Origin of the sequence: Bradyrhizobium sp. IC4059 (assembly GCF_020193615.1) — a bacterium.
GTDB classification, from domain to species: domain Bacteria; phylum Pseudomonadota; class Alphaproteobacteria; order Rhizobiales; family Xanthobacteraceae; genus Bradyrhizobium; species Bradyrhizobium yuanmingense.
Window position 1 is genome coordinate 59,214 of sequence record NZ_JADYVH010000008.1, and the last position, 16,894, is coordinate 76,107.

Genomic DNA, 16,894 nt, shown 5'->3' on the forward strand with positions numbered 1-16,894 from the left:
GGGCAAACCGGGTGCGAATTTCACGGATCGGGAGCGTCGAATTTCGGACGATCGTGAGCACTGAATTCAGACGATCGTGAGCAGCCCGCTACGGGCGATGGGGAGATAGAGTCAGGGTTACGGCTGCCCGTCAAGGGCGATGGTTTTGGCGCTGCGTTTTCGCATGCTTTCACCGGAGAGCTGGAGGCGGTGGGCGTTATGGACGAGGCGATCGAGAATGGCGTCGGCGACCGTGGGGTCCCCGATGGCTCCATGCCAGGTGTCCACGGGGAGCTGACTTGTGACGATTGTGGATGCGCGGCCATGGCGGTCCTCGAGGATCTCGAGCAGGTCGCGGCGTTCGGCGGCAGTGAGCACGGACAAGCCCCAATCGTCCAAGATCAACAGCTGAGCGCGGCCGAGACTTTTGAGGAGCCGGGGGTAACGTCCGTCCCCGCGAGCGAGCGCGAGGGCTTCGAAGAGCCTCGGGACGCGATGATAGAGGACGGAGCGATTGTCGCGGCAGGCCTTGTGGCCGAGGGCGCCATGCTTCAGTCCGTCCCAGCCCGAAGTCGAGTTCTTCACGGACGACTGATTCCTGACTGAATGTGCCGGTCTCCGCGTCTGAGCTTAGCGAACTGGCGCAGGATGACGAACAGCGACAATTCCAGCGCCTAGCTCAGCGATAGCTTGGCTGGCCAACACTCCACTGAAGCCTGAAATGAGAGGGAGTAGAAGTACCGCCGGTATGAAGAGATATCCCTGCCTGGCAAAAGACACCACCGCACTAAGGCGCGCTCTCCCCTGCGACTAAAGCATTGTCGTCACAAAACTCTGAATACCGTAAAGCCCAAAAAACAGGTGAAAGACGATGCAGGTCGAAACGGCAATTTCGGTGACCTTGTCGCTGTCGCTGAATAACCTGACCAAAGGCCAGACAAAAAGCATAACGGCTACGGAATACGCAAAGGAAAGCGCAACGGTGGTAGCGAGCATAAACTTCGCAACCTTCATTACACGAGCAAAGTCGCGCGCGCTCCAACCGAACCCCAAAACGGCTTGCGAGCCGATACAGAATCCGGTGACAGGCAGCGCGCCGATTGTCAAGATTCTTGCAGCTATTCCCACCGCCGCGATAAAATCGTCACCGAACCGCGCAGCAGCTCCGTACAAGAACATGCTGCAAAGAGCGGCTAAGATACTTGTCGTCATCGCCGGCGCCCCGATGAGCGCCAGCTGCCTGATGTGATCTACCCGCAACGAGACCTGAGATATGCTGACGAGCACAGTGCCGAGCCGCTTGGTAAAATACAGGATGTGTAGAGGCTTATAGCGGCTATCTGTGATATCAGTGTCGCTAAGCTGCACCCGCACACCCAAGCCTAACAAGAAAATGAGAATGGGATCAAGCAAGGCGTTCAATGTGAAAGCGGTCAGCATCGTCCACATACTATATCGTGTATTGCCTTCAGCTCTTACGATGAAGCCGCTGACGATTTTTAGGAGCATTATAGTAGATCCCGGCAAGAGGATCGTGGCGTAGTCAAGCGCAATGGCCTGGATGGTTGGACTTGCCCCAAGCGCGACGAAGATGCCTCGTAGTGTTACAAGCAGGGCGATGGTCATAGTCACCCCGATGGGAGTGGCGAGCGCGAGCGCCGTACTCGCACCTCGGTTCGCCTCTAGCTCATTACCAGAGCCAAGATGACGAGATATGAAGGATGCAGCACCCACACCAATCCCCTCTCCCACCGCCCCGATCAGGATAATGATGGGCACAGTCATGCTGACGGCCGCGATCGCCTGCGCACCAAGTGAGCCAACAAAGATAGCGTTGAGGGCCTGCTGCAACGAGTTAATCGACAACCCTATAACAGATGGAATGGCAAGCCGCAGAGAAGCCTCGGGAGTTTTTGGTCCGAGAGATTCACATACCGGCTTTCCTTTAGCATCGCATTGCGCTCATTCATGGTTCACACGCGTGAGCGCAGAGAATTCATTGATCGTCTGCATCAGCTCCTGTTGGAAGACCGCGCAAAGATGGCGGGTCACCTCATAATCGATCACGCTCGGATCATACGTGGTGTCGATCTGTAGACGACCCGGTTGATTCCCGACCTCGAACCAGAAGAGGTGGATCGCCGCCGCTTGATGCATGTGTTCGCCGATCCAAAGTGGACAAGGGTCCTTGTCTAGAAAACGGCGTGCGAAATGACGCTGCAAACCGGCGCGATAATTCACCCCAATTCTGGGAAGTGGCAGGCGATCGAGGCGACACTGCGGATTCCGACGAAGTCGCCCAGGCGTACCGATATGAAGTCGCCCGTGGATTCCGAGACGATGTCGCCCACCTTTCCGATTTGATCTCGCCCAGCGGCGAGGCGTTCTGGCCGGCTGGTTCTCTGGCATCGGTCAAGCCGCGCGGTCAATCTGGAATCGCGACTTCAACCTTTTTTCTTCTTCTGTGGTTGCTGTGGGCATGTGGGCAACGCGATTGCGTTGTCCAAGCGCAGCGGCATGTCCACAGCGCTCAGGTCTTTCGGGCGGATTGCCGGGTTCGGCGCAGGCTCTCACCGGTGAGGTCGAGCCGATGGGCATTGTGGACGAGGCGATCGAGCACGGCGTCGGCATAGGTGGGATCTCCAATGAGCAGATGCCACTGGTCCACGGGGAGCTGGCTGGTGACGATGGTGGAGCGATGGCCGTAGCGATCTTCGAGGATTTCCAGGAGGTCGTGACGGGCGCCGGCATCGAGCGGCTCGAGCCCCCAATCATCGAGGATCAGCAGATCGACACGGCCAAGGCTGCGCAACAGGCGTAGGTGACGACCGTCGCCGCGGGCGAGCGCCAGATCGTCGAACAGGCGCGGGACGCGCTGATAGAGCACGGAGCGATTGTCGCGACAGGCCTTGTGGCCGAGCGCCGAGGCGAGCCAACTCTTGCCGACGCCTGCCGGGCCGCAGATCAGGAGATTGACGTGGTCGTCGATCCAACGGCCCTCGACAAGCTTGGCGAACAGCGGGCGGTCGAGACCGCGCGGGGTGCGATAGTCGATGTCCTCGACGCATGCCTGCTGGCGCAGCTTGGCGTAGCGCAGGCGAGTGGCGAGCCGTTTGTCGTGCCGCAGCGAGGCTTCACGTTCGAGCAGCAGAGCAAGCCATTCGGCGTGACCGAGGCTGCCAGCCTCACCGGCGGCTTCAATGTCGGCGAAGGCCTTGGCCATGCCGTGGAGGCCGAGGGCGTTGAGGCGGTCGAGGGTCGGATGGGTGAGCAAGGGACGGTCTCCTAATTGTAGTAGCGCGGTCCGCGGATGTTGGCATGCAGGATCGGCGCATCGTCCGCGGAGCGCTGGTGAGCGGGACGCCGATCGAGATTGTTGGCGAGGATCGACTTGACCGAGCCATAGGTGCGCGCGCCGATGTCGATCGCCCGCGCAGCCGCCGCGTCCAGCCGTTCGCGCCCATAGGAGCCGGCGAGCCTGAGGATGCCGAGGCAGGCGCGGAAGCCTTGTTCGGGGTGCGAGCGCTCGTCGAGAATGAGGTCGCACAATGCGCTGGTTGCCGGCCCGATCGCGGCGGCGTCCTGACGGATACGCCCGATAGTCCAGCCGGCGTAGCGCCGATGGCTGGAGGCCATGTGCTCCGGCACGGTGGTGTGCTTGTGATTGCCACTCATGCGCTGATGCGCGGCAATCCGCTCGCCCTTGTGGAAGATCTCGACGGTGCGGGCGGTGAACCGCACCTCGACCTCGGCACGCGCGAAGCGATGCGGAACGCTGTAATAATGCTTCTCCACCTCGACGTGGTAGTCGAGGCTGACGCGGCGGATCCGCCACTCGGCGAGCACGTAGGGGCTCGCCGGCAACGGCTTGAGCGCCGGCCGGTCGATCTCCTCGAGGAGCCGGCGGCGCGTCACGCCGAGCCGCCGGATCGGTCGCTCCTCGTTGAGCCTGGTGAGCAACTCGCCGATCGCTGCGTTGACCTCGGCGAGGCTGTAGAAGACGCGGTGGCGCAGGCGGCCGAGCAGCCAGCGCTCGATGATGAGGACGGCCTGCTCGGCCTTGGCCTTGTCGCGCGGCTTGCGAGGTCGCGCCGGCAAGACGGCCGTGCCGTAATGCGCGGCCATCTCCGCATAGGTGCGATTGATCTGCGGGTCGTAGAGGCTCGCCTTGATGACTGCGACCTTGGTGTTGTCAGGCACCAAGAGCGCCGGGACGCCGCCGATCGCCGCGAAGGCGCCAACATGGGCGCTGATCCAGTCGGCGAGCCCCTGCGTCCACGTCGCCTGCGCGTAGGTTGTAGAAGTTTCGACTTAATCTGACGGCAAGGTTTGACTGGCAGGGAATGGAGCTGCGGGCGAGCAGGAGCGCTCACCCAAAGGGCGCTCCCGCGCAGCCCGCAGCGTCTCACAGGAGACGTTACCATGACCCAGGAACAGAAGGTCATTCGCGCGAAAGTCGGAATGCTGGAATTGGCCAAGCAGCTCGGCAATGTCAGCCAGGCTTGCCGGATGATGGGCTATAGCCGCGACAGCTTCTACCGGTTCAAGGAACTGTACGACAAGGGCGGCGAGCTGGCGCTGATTGAGATCAGCCGCAAGAAACCGATCCTGAAGAACCGGGTCGCGCCGGAGGTCGAGGCGGCCGTCGTTGAGCTGGCGATCGACCAGCCGGCCTGGGGCCAGGTGCGAGTCAGCAATGAGCTCAGGAGCCGCGGCCTGTCGATCTCCCCGTTCGGCGTGCGTGCGGTGTGGCTGCGCCACGACCTCGCCAACGTCAAGAAGCGGCTGACGGCGCTGGAGGCCAAGATGGCCCAGGACGGCCTGGTGCTGACCGAGGCCCAGCTCGTTGCGTTGGAAAAGGCCAAGTCCGAGAAGGAGGCACACGGCGAGTTCGAGAGCGAGTGCCCCGGCTATTGTGGTGCGCAGGACACCTTCTATGTCGGCAACATGAAGGGGGTCGGGCGGATCTATCAGCAGACCTTCATTGACACCTACAGCAAGGTGGCGTTCGCCAAGCTGTATGATCGCAAGACGCCGATCACGGCGGCCGAACTGTTGAATGATCGCGTGGTGCCGTTCTTCGATGCGCGGGGCATCCCGCTGAACCGGATACTGACCGACCGCGGCACCGAGTATTGCGGCAATCCGGAGCATCACGAATACGAACTCTACCTCGCCGTCGAGGACATCGATCACACCCGCACCAAGACGAAGAGCCCACAGACCAACGGCATTGTCGAGCGCTTCCACCGCACCGTGCTCGAGGAGTTCTATCGCGTCGCGTTCCGCAAGAAGATCTATCCGACTATCACTGCGTTGCAGAGCGATCTCGATGACTGGATCGCTGCTTACAATGAGGTGCGCCCGCATCAGGGGGCGCTGGTGCTACGGCAAGACGCCGATGCAAACCTTGCTTGACGCAAGTGCTCTGTCGAGAGAGAAAGTGTTGCCGGCTGCGTGAGGTTGGACATGAAATCTTTGTCGGACACCTGCCGCGACAAAGCAACCACTGTCAGCTCAAGTCCCTTCTTTTACACACTGCACGTTTCTAAGGCCAACAGACAAATAGAAGGTATCTCAAAGCCAGCCTCCGTGATATTCGCGTGAATCAAGAGCTTTGCCCGACTATCTCGCAGGATATATTGGATCCGATCACGCGGATAATCCGGCGCTATCGGCACAACAACAGCATCCAAACCTCGCGCCGCGAGCGTGACAGCGGCAACGTCCGGCGATCGGTCAACAAGCATGGCGACCAGATCGCCTGCCCCCCACCTTCAGATCCCGCAGTAACGAGCGGATAGCTGCTACGCGCTCACGCAGCTGGCCAAACGTGACACTTCCCCGAACTCGCCAAATTATGCTACTTTGCCGCGATTAGAGACGCTGATCTGCTCGAAGGCTTCAACAAGCGGACATTCAGATTCATATCCCATCCAGCGAATGCGGTATAGTGAGATCTGAATAGTGAGGTCTGAGGCGCTAAGGCAGCTTAGTTCTTCAATGGGCATTTATCAAGCGCAGGCGGCAATAAGACAGCGCAGATTATTGGCCATACGAACAGCCAAATCACCTGAGATTACGTCTTCCGCATACGCCAGCTGGAGCGCAATTTCATCGCCGTAATCTTGCGCGTACAGGGTTAAATCGAATTTGACATAGCCGGTGTCATACTCGCGGAGATCCAACTCGTCCCGACCGACTGGCTCCGCGGCTTCGGAGTACATGTTTGAACATGACGTGGAAGATCGGTGATCGACCCGGTTTCGCGAGATAACCTTGTCCCCTGACCATCCATCCGAATGGATAGGCCGCATTTGCGATGGCATCGCTGACGAGGCCCTGGATGCGCCTGGCATGAGCAGCAAAAGATTGAATGTCATCGATCGCGGCACGGATCGGCAGCATATTCAGAAAAGAGTCGATGATGTCGGCGCTATCTGGTTGATCCAGTACAGCGTGCGTCATGCCGACGACAATATCGTCCTGACCGCTATACATTCGCAGCAGCAGCTGGAAGCACGCCAGTAATGTTGTCGACGTGGTGCAGCTATTTTGGCGCGCGAATTCTCTTACCCGACTCGAGAGATCGCTGCCAAGCAGCACTGGATGCGAGGCGCCGCGGAATGAAACTGTCTGCGTGCGCGCCCTTCCAAGCGAAAGCACCGGCGGATCATCACCAATCTGACGACGCCCATAGTGCCGTTGGCTCTCCAACGCCTCTGGAGAAATGTGTTGTCTTTCCCACGTAGCATAGCGCGAGAGTGACGCAGGATTTTGGCCAAGGCGCCGCGGCATCTAAATATTTCTGCTGAACTGAGCAGAACGGAAATCGACCAGGCATCGAGGATGATTTCGTGAGCGGTGATCAATATGAGATGATTGTTAGGACCACCGGACCATGCGCGCGCGAAACAAGCGGCCTTGTGCGAGATCGAAATCATCTTTCAGCTCCGTTCGCCGAGCCCGTGCGATGAGCTCCTCAGCCTCGGACGGGGTGAGATGAGATGCATCGATCAATTCAAGATTGATGCATGGCAGAGCATCAAAGCATTGAACCGGACCAGAAACCAAAGCTGCTCCTGGAGTCGCGTCAGAGGTGATCGGTTAAGCTTTCGGTATGTCAAGGCTACGCATGGATTGGGCTCGGCGCGAGCCTCGATCCACGCGGCAAGAGATCGAATTGTCCCATTCAGAACCAGTCTGAAATTCACTCTTACCCGAGCAAGGTTTCCAACTGTGCCAATGTAAGCATTGCGAGGAGCGAGTCCGAGCCTTGTGGATTTGTCATTCACACCTACGTTCTTGATACGCAAAATGGCCGACCAGATTTTACGTAGCCGGACCTCGAGATCTGATTGCGGCTCCTCGAAGGATGCGGAGTGAAGGGAACGTCATCGCGAGCTTCGAGCATATCTCACGTTCAAGCGAGCCATCGGCGAGCTCTTCTGCCCAATCACAGCCTCTTGCGGACTCCATCTCGTCGCTGCCGTCCCACGTGAACTCCACGGCATCGCCTTCGCAACGGCCATGTATTGCCCCGGAGAGGCAATACAGGGCGAACTCGCCGCCTTCGGCCACGAATCGGACGTAAGAGCCTGGCCCAGCCATGTCGTGATCGGGCGTTTCCACCACACGCCAACTGCCCCGCACGCTTATGCACCATCAGCAGCTTGGGTGGACGGATCAGATTGGATTCCCGAGCGCCAACGTGAGTCGGCGTTTACGCGCTCGCGCACCCGTAGCTTCACCTTGGCCAGTCCGGCGCGACTCTTGATCCACCCGAACACCTCCTCGATCCAATTGCGGCAGCGTTGGCTGGCGTGGCGGGTGATGCGGGCGTCGACCGCCGTCCTGCGCAGGGTACCAGGCTTGCTGATGTTTTCCGCGGATCGCGATGTGCGTCGTCACCGATCGTTCTCTCAAGTCGTGGACGAACTGCGTGACGTTATAGGCCTTGTCCGCGCCGAGCGTGGTCCGCCGGACTGTACGATCACGCCGAACGACAACGCCGGCGCCGTCTCTCGTTCGGCCGTGCTGGGGCCTGGCTGACGGCCCCGCTGACCGCCAGACCATGCGGTTCTCCATCAGAGCTTGCCCCATGTAACAGAGCTCGGCTGGTTGCCCATCCCCTTTTCTTGTACAGCCGGGCCTCTGGATCGCTCTTACTTTGGTGCGTCTCGTTTGAACGCTTCTCCTTGTGGAAGCTACGCTCAGCGTTGCGTCCCGGACCTTTGCTGTCGGTGCGTCTCCGTCCTTTCTGCGGAAGCTCTTGATCGAACCCCACGCCTCAATCAGCGTGCCGTCGACCGAGAAGCGATCGCTCGACATCAGCCGCTTCACCTTCGGCTGAGCCAGCACCGCCGAAATGAACTTAAGGGCGATCTCTCCCTCTTACCGCCGGTCGGGGTTCTTGGAAAAGGTCGAGTGGTGCCACACCGGATCGTCCACGCCCAGACCGACAAGCCAACGGAATAGCAGGTCAAATTCCAGCCGCTCCATGAATTGTCGTTCCGAACGAATGCCGTAGAAGGCCGGCAGCAGCGTCGCCCGAAGCAGCCTCTCCGGTGCTATCGAGGGCCAGCCAAAGTCCGTGTAAGGCCCCGCAAACGCCTTCGATAGATCGCCCAGCACATCTCCCGGATCGTCCGCAAGTGATGGTCCGGACGACACCGCGCTTCAAGATCCACGGCCCATGCTGCAATCCAATCTCGCCCATCGTGAAAGGATCGTGACAGAATTCCTCAAATAGAAGAGAGTAGATAGCGGCAGCTAATGGGCGTTGGGCGTGGTCGTGTCTCAAGGAGTGGTGTAGGTGATTAGCGAAGCCGATCGCGAAGCGCGCCTCAGATAGCGCCGTAGCGAGCGAGCGGCTTTGCGGGTGGTCACCCATGATTCGTCGGTAAGGTTTGGATTGCGACAGCCAACCTGATTCGAGGAACCAACGATGACCGACGATATGATGAAGCTGCGCGCTCGTAGAGAAGACCCCCGATGCTGATCTCTTGCGCGAGATGATCGGCTTTGCCGCCTACCGGCTGATGGAGCTGGAAGTCGAGGGCCTGACCGGGGCCGGTGACGGCGAGAAGAGCCAGGAGCGGCAGGTCCAGCGCAACGGCTACCGCGACCGGAGCTGGGAGACCAGAGCCGGCGCGGTCGAACTGCGCATTCCCAAGCTGCGGAAAGGCTCTTATTTCCCCGGCTTCATGGAGCCGCGGCGGAGAAGGCGCGCACCGCCGTGGTGCAGGAGGCCCCAGGGCGTCTCGACCCGCTCGGTCGACGATCTGGTGCAGGCGATGGACATGAGCGGCATCTCCAACAACCAGGTCTCGCGGTTGTGCGCCCAGATGGATGACAAGGTGAAGGCGTTCATCACCCGTCCGATCGAGAGCGACTGGCCGTATCTGTGGATCGACGCCACCCACGTGAAGGTGCGCCAGAACGGGCGCATCGTGTCGGTCGCGGTGATCGTAGGGTCGGCGTCAACAGCGATGGCCGGCGCGAGCATCTCGGCATGGATATCGGTCCCGCCGAGGCCGAGACGTTCTGGACGGCATTCCTGCGCAAGCTTGCGCGACGCGGCCTGCGCGGCGCAAAGCTGGTCGTCTCCAACGCCCCATGAGAGGATCAAGGCTGCGGTCGGAAAGGTTCTCAACGCCACCTGGCAGCGCTGCCGTGTGGGATCGTTGAAAAAGCTGCAATTGGCTGATTCCGTTCTCGTCGGCGATTCGCGATCGGCGGAGCAAACGAGATGCTGGGGCGCAAGAGTGGGATCAGTTGGAGCTCTTCATCACGGGCCCGCTGAAACAGCTCGTCCCAGATGGGCACGTGCTGGCGCGTCGATCGTGTGCTCGACCTGTCTGGCTAAGGGAAGAGGTCTCCGACTGCTATTGCGCGAACGACGGTCGGCCAGGCATCGATCCGGAAGCCCCGGTACGGCTGATGCTCGCGGGTCTGCTCACCGGCATCGTACACGATCGCAAGCTGATCCGTGAGGCTCAGTTCAACATCGCCATTCGCTGGTTTGCTGGTTATGGCCTGCACGAGCAGCTACCGCACCATTCAAGCCTGACGCGCATCCGCCAGCGCTGGGGCGAAGAGCGATTCTTAGGATCTTCAAACGTACGGTCGAGGCCTGCCTGAAGGCCAAGATCGCAACAGCGGGGCTGGTCGCTGCATCGCGCGAAATCTATTGGCCACTTCTTCAACGACCCCCGCGTCCAATTCATGCGGAATGCGCTGGCGCATGTAGGCAAGAGCGGACAGGCGCGTCGTCTCCGCCTTCATCGCCACCGCTTTTGCCCAGGACGATGCGGAGGCAGCACGGGCGCAATGGCAGCGCATCGCCGACAAGCTCCGCTCCAAACCGCCCGAAGCTCGCCGGCTTCCTCAACGAGGCCGAGATCGACGTGCTTGCCTATATGAGCTTCCCGGCCGCGCACCGCGCCAAGCTGCACTCGACGGATGAGATGGACAAGTGCCGCGATGACCATTGCGGAAATCGCCCGCGTCCATTCTTTTGTTCGGCCGCCGCGGGCCATTCTTGCGGCCCAGCCAACAATCTCGCGGCCTCCGCGCGCAGGGTCGGTCAAGGCTGGCCGCGTTTGCGGCCACCGTGAGGCTTGGCCTTGACCGACCTGAGCACGGCGGCATGCTGGCGTGGAACGGGACTGCATTCCCGGCTGGCACTTGCCGTCGTGGGCGGTTATGGTTCTCGGGCGCGGGCGACCTCGTGGCGAAGCGTGACGCGTCGGCTGCAAGCGTCACCGGACTGCTTATTTTGTCCTGCCGAGCTGTGGGGCTCGCGCGCCGGGTTTTGGCCGCCGCAGTTTCCCTTGCGACACCAATCGTTCGTAGCTTCCCTCCGCCTGGGCGGCGATCAACATCTCGCGGTTGCGCAGGTGCCTTGATGTTGTAGGCATAGGCTCGTCCGCGCCGGCTAACTTTCTATTGCGGATGTCCGGCTTGAAGTTGCATCGCGCGGGTCTTGTTGGCCAGCGCCGGGCGTGCCCACAGGTAATCCTCGCCTTCGTCAGCAAATGCCAGCAGAGCACCGTGAGCTTGCGAGCCACGGCCACCGCGGAGACCTGATGCCACGCCGGGCGCGGATCCGCACGAAAAACGCATGCAGTGGACTGGGCGCCTTGGCCGCGGCCCAGCCCGCCTCGACCAGCATGGCGCGCGCGTGACTACGGCCGATCTTGCTGATGCGACCGTAATGGGCGGCTCCCAGTCCCGACTGCCGCACCCGCGGGTTCAGCCCGAAATAGCTCACAGATACTGCGGGCTGTCGAACCGGCTGATCTCGCCGATGGCCGCCACGATGCCGGCGGCGACCGCCAGATTGATGCCAGTGATCGTCATCAATCTGTTGACCGCGAGATCGTCGATCGCGTCTTGCGCGATCTCGCGGTCATGCAGAGCCAGGTCTTCCACCAGCCGGTCAAGCTCACGGACGGGCCGATCGATGGCCGCGCGCTCATCGGCCGGCAGTTGTTGGGCGGCCAACTAAGCCCCGCCGCTGGCGTTGAAAAGATCGGCGTGCGGGCACTTCGGGATCAGGTGGGCGTGTAGGATCGAATGCACCTCGTTCTTGAGCCGCGTGCGATACCGTACGACCTGGTAGCGCCGCGCCACCAGCCGACGCTTGCGTTCGGTCTCCCGCGTCAGGCGTACAGATCTGCGGCAGGTACCCGGCCGCCTGCAGACTGGCGAGCGTGCCGGCATCGATCTTGTCGGTCTTAACGTGAGCCTGGGCGTTCGCCTTCACCTGCAGCGGATTGGCGATAATCACTCGTGCCACGAACGGCGCCAGAACCCGCGACACCGCCATGCTGTTGGCAGTCGCTTCGACCACCACCTCATCACTGGCCAGCAGGGTCTTGGCCAAATCCCGCCAGCGCAGTCCGAGTCCTATCGATGCGGCACGCATGTCGGAGCCTGCTCTCCTCCCAAAACACCACCTCGCCGAAAAGTTCGGTGGACGTCGATACCAATCACCCGTCGCATTCGCACCTCCTGCCAGATACATGACCATGACGGGAGCCGCGGGCGACACGACAACTACGGATTCGCGCTCCCAGCGCAACCGGGCGAGTCGCAGAGGCGGCCAGCTACTAACTCGAGCTCACGGCTCATCGAATAACATCGGCCTGCCCACACTTCGGGGCCACCTGCTCGAACAGGACGACGAGTGGGCGGTCCAGCGCGGCCGCTACATGGCACTGGAAACGATCGCGCCGTTGGGCGATGATCCCGCCGTCAGCTTCCCGGTAATCGCCAGCTGACCGATCCGGCCATGCCGGGGAACGTGGTGATCAAAACTCACATACACCACGCCACGGGGCACGATCATGGCCCAACCTTAACACCCTTGTCGGTAGCGAGGCAATTTGCTCGTTTCGTCAAATTCGGGACGCTCATTACAGAATTACCTATTCTCGCAAGTCGTTGGCAGACGATTCAGCCGGCGAACATTGCCAACGTCGAGCGCACATTGCCAATTTGGCTGACGCGCCATCGTTGCAGAATGACCACTAACGACGTTTTCGCCTCCCCCGGGCCGCATCCAGTCACTCGCTCGCCACAATGGACCTCGCCCCGGCGGCAAGTTCGGCCGCTGTGGAGCGGCGTCTCTCGCTGGATCGCATCGACTCAACAACAGTGCCTCGAGGCCATCATCAAGGTGCGAGTGGTGCGGCGGATGGGCCGCTGGGCGCGCTGGCCGCTCTGTGGGTTATCTCCGGCGCGATAGCTAAAGCAGCGACGGACGCGAGGACGGCTCTTTGATGCCCCAGGCGATTGATGCCGGTAGTCGCTACGCAACGGCTTGTCTGCAAGTGTCGGCTTGATACTCCGAAATGTACGATTGTCTCTCCAAGGTTCGACCGATTTGAAGAAATAGAGCTTCACATGTCGTTTAGGCGCAGAACTACTGCTGTGGGATGGCGATTTTGCTTACAAATAGGACTGGGGACTCCGGTACTTCTTGGTCCAGGGTAGAGCCAGCATGTGACAGCTCATCGAGCAGTAGAGGTTCGGGAGGCTGGGGGCGAAGCGCTGACCTGCCCAACTGCCTGCCACAGCAACAATGGAGCGCCAATGAGTCAACCCGCCACGGTCCGTAACGAATCTTTCACTGTTGAATCGCCGGAACTTACAAGCCTCACTGTCGTAGAGGCCCAGGTCAGCTTTGCAAGCGGAGCGCTCACGGTCAAGCGCTGGTCGAGGCGAGCCTCGAGAGGGTGGAGCGGTACAACAGGAAATACAATGCAATCATTTTTATGAATCCATCGGCCGTCGACGACGCGAAGGAAATCGATAGACGCCGCGCAGCCGGGGAGTGCCTTGGTCCGTTGGCGGGCATTCCGGTCGTCGTGAAGGACACTATAGATATGGCCAACTTTCCCACGACGGCGGGTTGGTCGCTGCTATGTGGTATAACGGGTGGGGTTGATCTCATACCGGAGCGGGACGCCCCGGTGGTGGCCCGCTTGCGGGACGCGGGAGCCGTCATCATTGGAAAGGCAAACGTTCCCATCCTCAGCTGCAGTGGTAGCCATGCCAATGACAGTTGGGCCGGGCCAACACTAAATGTCGTAATGCCCGACCGCGTGCCCGGCGGCAGCAGTTCAGGCACGGCGTCGGCGGTTGCTTCGGCCATGGTTGTGCTGGGCTTGGCTGAAGAGACCGGTGGTTCCATTCAAAATCCTGCTTCGGCACAGGACCTCGTCGGAATCAAACCGACTATCGGGCTGGTGTCCAACGCGGGCGTCATGCCTCTGTCGGCAAATCGAGACGTCGTTGGCCCCATTGCGAGATGTGTGCGTGACGCGGCCATTTGTCTAGATGTGCTCGCCGGCTACACGTCAGAGGATCCCAAGACCATCGCAGGCGTCGGCAAGAAGCCAATTGGAGGTTACACCTCAAAATTCAGCGTAAATGCCCTCAAGGACAGACGGCTTGCTCTTTACGGCAGCGGTTGGCTCAATCAGCCTCTTTCATATGAGGCGAAGCAACTCTACGAAAGGGCAAAAGAAGAACTTGAGGGACTCGGCGCGGTTCTGGTCCAAGATCCCTTCATCGGCTCGGGGTTTGCGGAGCTCCGCAGGCCGACTCCTCGCTTTGAAAGTTTCGACTCGCGTGGCCTCGAGTCCGTTCCTTATGACCTTCACAAATATCTCGAACGGCTGGGCCCTACGGCCGCGCTAAAGACCTTTGCGGAATTCGCTAAGGCGACTGAGAAGCAAAACCCGTTCGGACCAGAGGGTTTACTGAACTTCCTGCACGATCTGCCGCAGTTCGCGGCGACCCTAGCAAATCCGACGCTACCGCCGGACATCAGTGATTTCATTGCTGCCAAAGAGGAATATCTCGCGACGTTCGAAGAAGTGTTTGCACGCCATCACCTAGACGCCTGCGTCTTTCCTCAGATGCTTGAGGAGCTACCGCCACTGCACGGGAAAGAGCGCATTTGTGCGACCACGGTCGACCACATCAACATTGCCGGGCTTCCGGGCGTCACTGTTCCTGCGGGCTATTACGCATCGGGCTCACCATTCGGCTTGATATTTGTGGGCAGAATGTGGAGTGAGCGTGAATTGTTAGCGTACGCCTACGCGTATGAGTGCGCAACGCGCCACCGCAAGATACCCTTCATCGGCAAATAGGAGGGCGCAGCAAGGGCGGTCGCAAGCATCGTGCGTGATTGAGGCTGGAAGAGTAATTTGAACGCGGCCGACGACCCCATGACAAGCGATGCGTTCCGAGTCTATATCGAGAGGGTGCTCGTGCCCAACTGCCTAACCCTCCAAGGCGATACTGTCGTTATCGACCCTAGCCAGCCACAAATTTGCCAGTGTGCGCGAAGCGATCGAGGACGCCCGTGCAAAGCTTCTGTGTCTGCCGCCCTATTGACGACTTCTCGCCTCTAGAATGCCAAAACTGCTTCCGCCACGAAGGATGCGCGGCGCTTCGCTTAAGTGACGGATGCTCTAGCAACGCGATCGTCACATCACCGGAAAGTTCCCAGCGCCGGTGGTCGACAAGTCGCGCGTCCCCCGACTAGGAAGCGAATCAGACGAGGCAACTCGGGAACATCGCTATATGCGATGGAGACCACCGCTCAGAGCGGCCGTTGCGGCCCGTGTAGCGTCTGAGACCGTTTCGCCCGCCGAAGCCCATTCACGCATCACAACCTGATGGCGGCGGCGATATCAGCGCCAGTTTGGCTAACGCATGGGACGCACGCAATGTTTCAGCGGCTGTTCAAGCTCTCGAACACTTAGGGGCCCTGAAGAGCCAGCCTGCCCGCCAGCAGCAGGAAACGCAGTACGAGGAGTACCGCATAGATAGTCGTCCCGGCTGCCAAACCTATCCAGATACCAATGGCGCCGAGACCGGTCTCTAAGGCAAGCACGCAGCTGATGGAAAAGCCAATCAGGCAGTAACCGGTTGCAGCAAATAGAAGGGGTACCCAGGTATCCTTCAGCCCACGCAAACTGCCCAAGGCAATGCTGTACGTTGTCGTGGTTACGAAACAGCTTGCGCCAATCAAAAGGAGGTCCGTGGCGAGTCCGATTGTCCCCTCGGTCTCGCCGGGCAGAAAGAATGCGGCGATCTCAAAACGCGCGGCTATTACCATAATTGTCAGTACTACGGCGGTAACAGTGCCAAACAGCATCGCGACCAGACCAACCCGTTTAATGCCGGGACCGTCGTTGCGGCCCAGGGCGTGGCCAACGCGAACGTTCGCCGCCATGCTGATGCCAGACGGGATTATGTATAGGATCGAGCCGACATGGAATGCGATCTGGTGGGCGGCAAGCGCTTTGAGGCTGATCATGCCTATCAGGAGCGCTGCGGCAGACCAGATCGAATCCTCCATTAGAAAAGCGATGGAGATCGGGGTCCCGACCACGGTCAGCCGGCGCATCAGTTGCCAATCGAAGCGCCAGAAACGTGCAAGCACATGGTAGTTCCGGAATGGGCGGTGCACAGTGGCGAACCACAAGGCAGCCAAAAACATCGCAAAATTTACCAGCGTAGTCCCAAGACCTGCCCCGAACAACTCCAGCCGAGGCAAGTACAGCTTCCCATAGATCAGCAGATAAACAAGCAAGGCATTGCAGGGAATGGCCGCGAGCGTGATCCACAAGATTGGTTCCGGCCGAAGGACAGCGCTCATGAAACTACGGATGGCTAGAAACCATAGCGAAGGCACCAGGCCCCAAGCAAGTCCAAATAGATACTGCTGGGCGAGCTGTGCCGCGTCCGGCCCCTGGCCAAGAGCGAGCAGTATTTGCTCGCCGCGCAACAGAACCGACATGATAGGGAGCGACAGCAGTATCGCCGTCCACAGCCCCATGCGCACCGTACGCCGTACCGCAGCTAAATTACCCGCCCCAAACGCCTCGGCCGCGAGCGACGCCACGGCTGCCATCAGGCCCATACCGAAAGTGACACTAACGAAATACACCCTGCCCCCCAGCGCTGCCGCGGCGGCGGCCTCAGCGCTGATGCGCCCGATGAAGGCGAGATCTGTCGTCAACATCGCGACTTGCCCGAGCTGCGCCAACACAATCGGCAACGCGAGTTTTGCGATTTCGCTGAGCTCGACAGCAAAGTGATGACCAGCCGCTCCACTCCTCGGCCTCTGCCGCGAAGCCGCCTTCAATTTTGTTTCGGCAATCTTAATCACGGAAATGATCCTGCCCTGTTTCCTCGGAAGACGATTAGCTCTTGTCGACTGAGAACATCTCCTCCGAGCCTGATTTCGCGATCGCGCGCCTACTCTCCTTGGGACTCGTTCATCGGTGTCAGTCTCGAGTTGGTCGACGACTTAGTCAGACGACACGGCTACGTCGGTACGCTGGACGTCATTGAAACGTGATGCCCACCATCGTGGGCCTGAAGC

Annotated in this window: 10 protein-coding genes and 9 pseudogenes; 6 read left to right on the plus strand and 13 right to left on the minus strand. The window is 60.2% G+C overall.

Translation table 11 applies throughout. The features are described from left to right. Positions 1 to 117 precede the first annotated feature (117 nt). The 5 genes and pseudogenes from istB (I6F12_RS24450) to istA form a co-directional block, all read right to left on the minus strand. Positions 118 to 522 (minus strand): annotated as a pseudogene (gene istB, locus I6F12_RS24450) (IS21-like element ISFK1 family helper ATPase IstB); the annotation flags it as partial. A 267-nt stretch (positions 523 to 789) separates the two neighbouring features. After that, on the minus strand, positions 790 to 1,830 hold the full coding sequence (locus I6F12_RS24455) for an MATE family efflux transporter (protein ID WP_249787050.1): 1,041 nt from the start codon (positions 1,828 to 1,830) through the stop codon (positions 790 to 792). Positions 1,831 to 1,941: 111 nt separating this feature from the next. Beyond that, entirely contained in the window at positions 1,942 to 2,220 is a 279-nt protein-coding gene (locus I6F12_RS24460) for a hypothetical protein (protein WP_225157408.1), read from the minus strand. Between the two features lie 289 nt (positions 2,221 to 2,509). Next, complete coding sequence (istB, locus tag I6F12_RS24465) at positions 2,510 to 3,253, minus strand: IS21-like element helper ATPase IstB (RefSeq protein WP_225157409.1); 744 nt, start codon at positions 3,251 to 3,253, stop codon at positions 2,510 to 2,512. Between the two features lie 11 nt (positions 3,254 to 3,264). Further along, a pseudogene (gene istA / locus I6F12_RS24470) lies at positions 3,265 to 4,284 on the minus strand (IS21 family transposase); the annotation flags it as partial. Between the two features lie 117 nt (positions 4,285 to 4,401). Between istA and I6F12_RS24475 the strand changes: the two are divergent. Beyond that, a pseudogene (locus I6F12_RS24475) lies at positions 4,402 to 5,440 on the plus strand (IS481 family transposase). Between the two features lie 70 nt (positions 5,441 to 5,510). Here the strand turns inward: I6F12_RS24475 and I6F12_RS24480 are convergent. The 4 genes and pseudogenes from I6F12_RS24480 to I6F12_RS24495 form a co-directional block, all read right to left on the minus strand. Beyond that, positions 5,511 to 5,738, minus strand: a complete 228-nt coding sequence (locus tag I6F12_RS24480; protein ID WP_225157501.1) for an AMP-binding protein — start codon at positions 5,736 to 5,738, stop codon at positions 5,511 to 5,513. A 255-nt stretch (positions 5,739 to 5,993) separates the two neighbouring features. After that, entirely contained in the window at positions 5,994 to 6,206 is a 213-nt protein-coding gene (locus tag I6F12_RS24485) for a hypothetical protein (protein WP_225157508.1), read from the minus strand. Beyond that, a complete protein-coding gene (locus tag I6F12_RS24490; protein WP_225157410.1) occupies positions 6,148 to 6,777 on the minus strand; it encodes a condensation domain-containing protein in 630 nt (209 codons plus the stop codon). Before I6F12_RS24490 ends, I6F12_RS24485 begins: the two co-directional genes overlap by 59 nt. Positions 6,778 to 7,645: 868 nt before the next feature. After that, a pseudogene (locus I6F12_RS24495) lies at positions 7,646 to 8,684 on the minus strand (IS5 family transposase); the annotation flags it as partial. Between the two features lie 242 nt (positions 8,685 to 8,926). Between I6F12_RS24495 and I6F12_RS24500 the strand changes: the two are divergent. The 3 pseudogenes from I6F12_RS24500 to I6F12_RS24510 form a co-directional block, all read left to right on the plus strand. Next, a pseudogene (locus tag I6F12_RS24500) lies at positions 8,927 to 9,671 on the plus strand (IS256 family transposase); the annotation flags it as partial. A gap of 34 nt (positions 9,672 to 9,705) precedes the next feature. Further along, positions 9,706 to 10,136: pseudogene (locus I6F12_RS24505) on the plus strand (transposase); the annotation flags it as partial. A gap of 58 nt (positions 10,137 to 10,194) precedes the next feature. Further along, positions 10,195 to 10,454, plus strand: a pseudogene (locus tag I6F12_RS24510) (transposase); the annotation flags it as partial. Positions 10,455 to 11,011: 557 nt separating this feature from the next. On the opposite strand, the gene I6F12_RS37350 reads toward I6F12_RS24510, so the two are convergent. Genes I6F12_RS37350 through I6F12_RS24520 form a run of 3 tightly spaced genes read right to left on the minus strand, consistent with a single transcriptional unit; the run spans position 11,012 to position 11,911 of the window. Beyond that, on the minus strand, positions 11,012 to 11,254 hold the full coding sequence (locus I6F12_RS37350) for a transposase (protein WP_345944181.1): 243 nt from the start codon (positions 11,252 to 11,254) through the stop codon (positions 11,012 to 11,014). Then, on the minus strand, positions 11,251 to 11,487 hold the full coding sequence (locus I6F12_RS37355) for a transposase (protein WP_275970503.1): 237 nt from the start codon (positions 11,485 to 11,487) through the stop codon (positions 11,251 to 11,253). Before I6F12_RS37355 ends, I6F12_RS37350 begins: the two co-directional genes overlap by 4 nt. Further along, positions 11,459 to 11,911, minus strand: a complete 453-nt coding sequence (locus tag I6F12_RS24520; RefSeq protein ID WP_225157411.1) for a hypothetical protein — start codon at positions 11,909 to 11,911, stop codon at positions 11,459 to 11,461. The genes I6F12_RS37355 and I6F12_RS24520 overlap by 29 nt, the downstream gene beginning before the upstream one ends. Positions 11,912 to 13,080: 1,169 nt before the next feature. On the opposite strand from I6F12_RS24520, the pseudogene I6F12_RS24525 reads away from it, so the two are divergent. Both I6F12_RS24525 and I6F12_RS24530 read left to right on the plus strand, forming a co-directional pair. After that, positions 13,081 to 14,648 (plus strand): annotated as a pseudogene (locus I6F12_RS24525) (amidase). 102 nt (positions 14,649 to 14,750) lie between these two features. Next, positions 14,751 to 14,892 (plus strand): annotated as a pseudogene (locus I6F12_RS24530) (IS630 family transposase); the annotation flags it as partial. Between the two features lie 370 nt (positions 14,893 to 15,262). Here the strand turns inward: I6F12_RS24530 and I6F12_RS24535 are convergent. Next, positions 15,263 to 16,678 (minus strand): MATE family efflux transporter, encoded by a 1,416-nt coding sequence (locus I6F12_RS24535; RefSeq protein WP_345944182.1) that lies wholly within the window; start codon positions 16,676 to 16,678, stop codon positions 15,263 to 15,265. Positions 16,679 to 16,894: the final 216 nt, after the last annotated feature.

Coding starts and splice junctions, on each gene's coding strand:
- I6F12_RS24485 (WP_225157508.1), bottom strand. CDS start 6,206: ATGTACTCCGAAGCCGCGGAGCCAGTCGGTCGGGACGAGTTGGATCTC.
- I6F12_RS24490 (WP_225157410.1), bottom strand. CDS start 6,777: ATGCCGCGGCGCCTTGGCCAAAATCCTGCGTCACTCTCGCGCTATGCT.
- I6F12_RS24520 (WP_225157411.1), bottom strand. CDS start 11,911: ATGCGTGCCGCATCGATAGGACTCGGACTGCGCTGGCGGGATTTGGCC.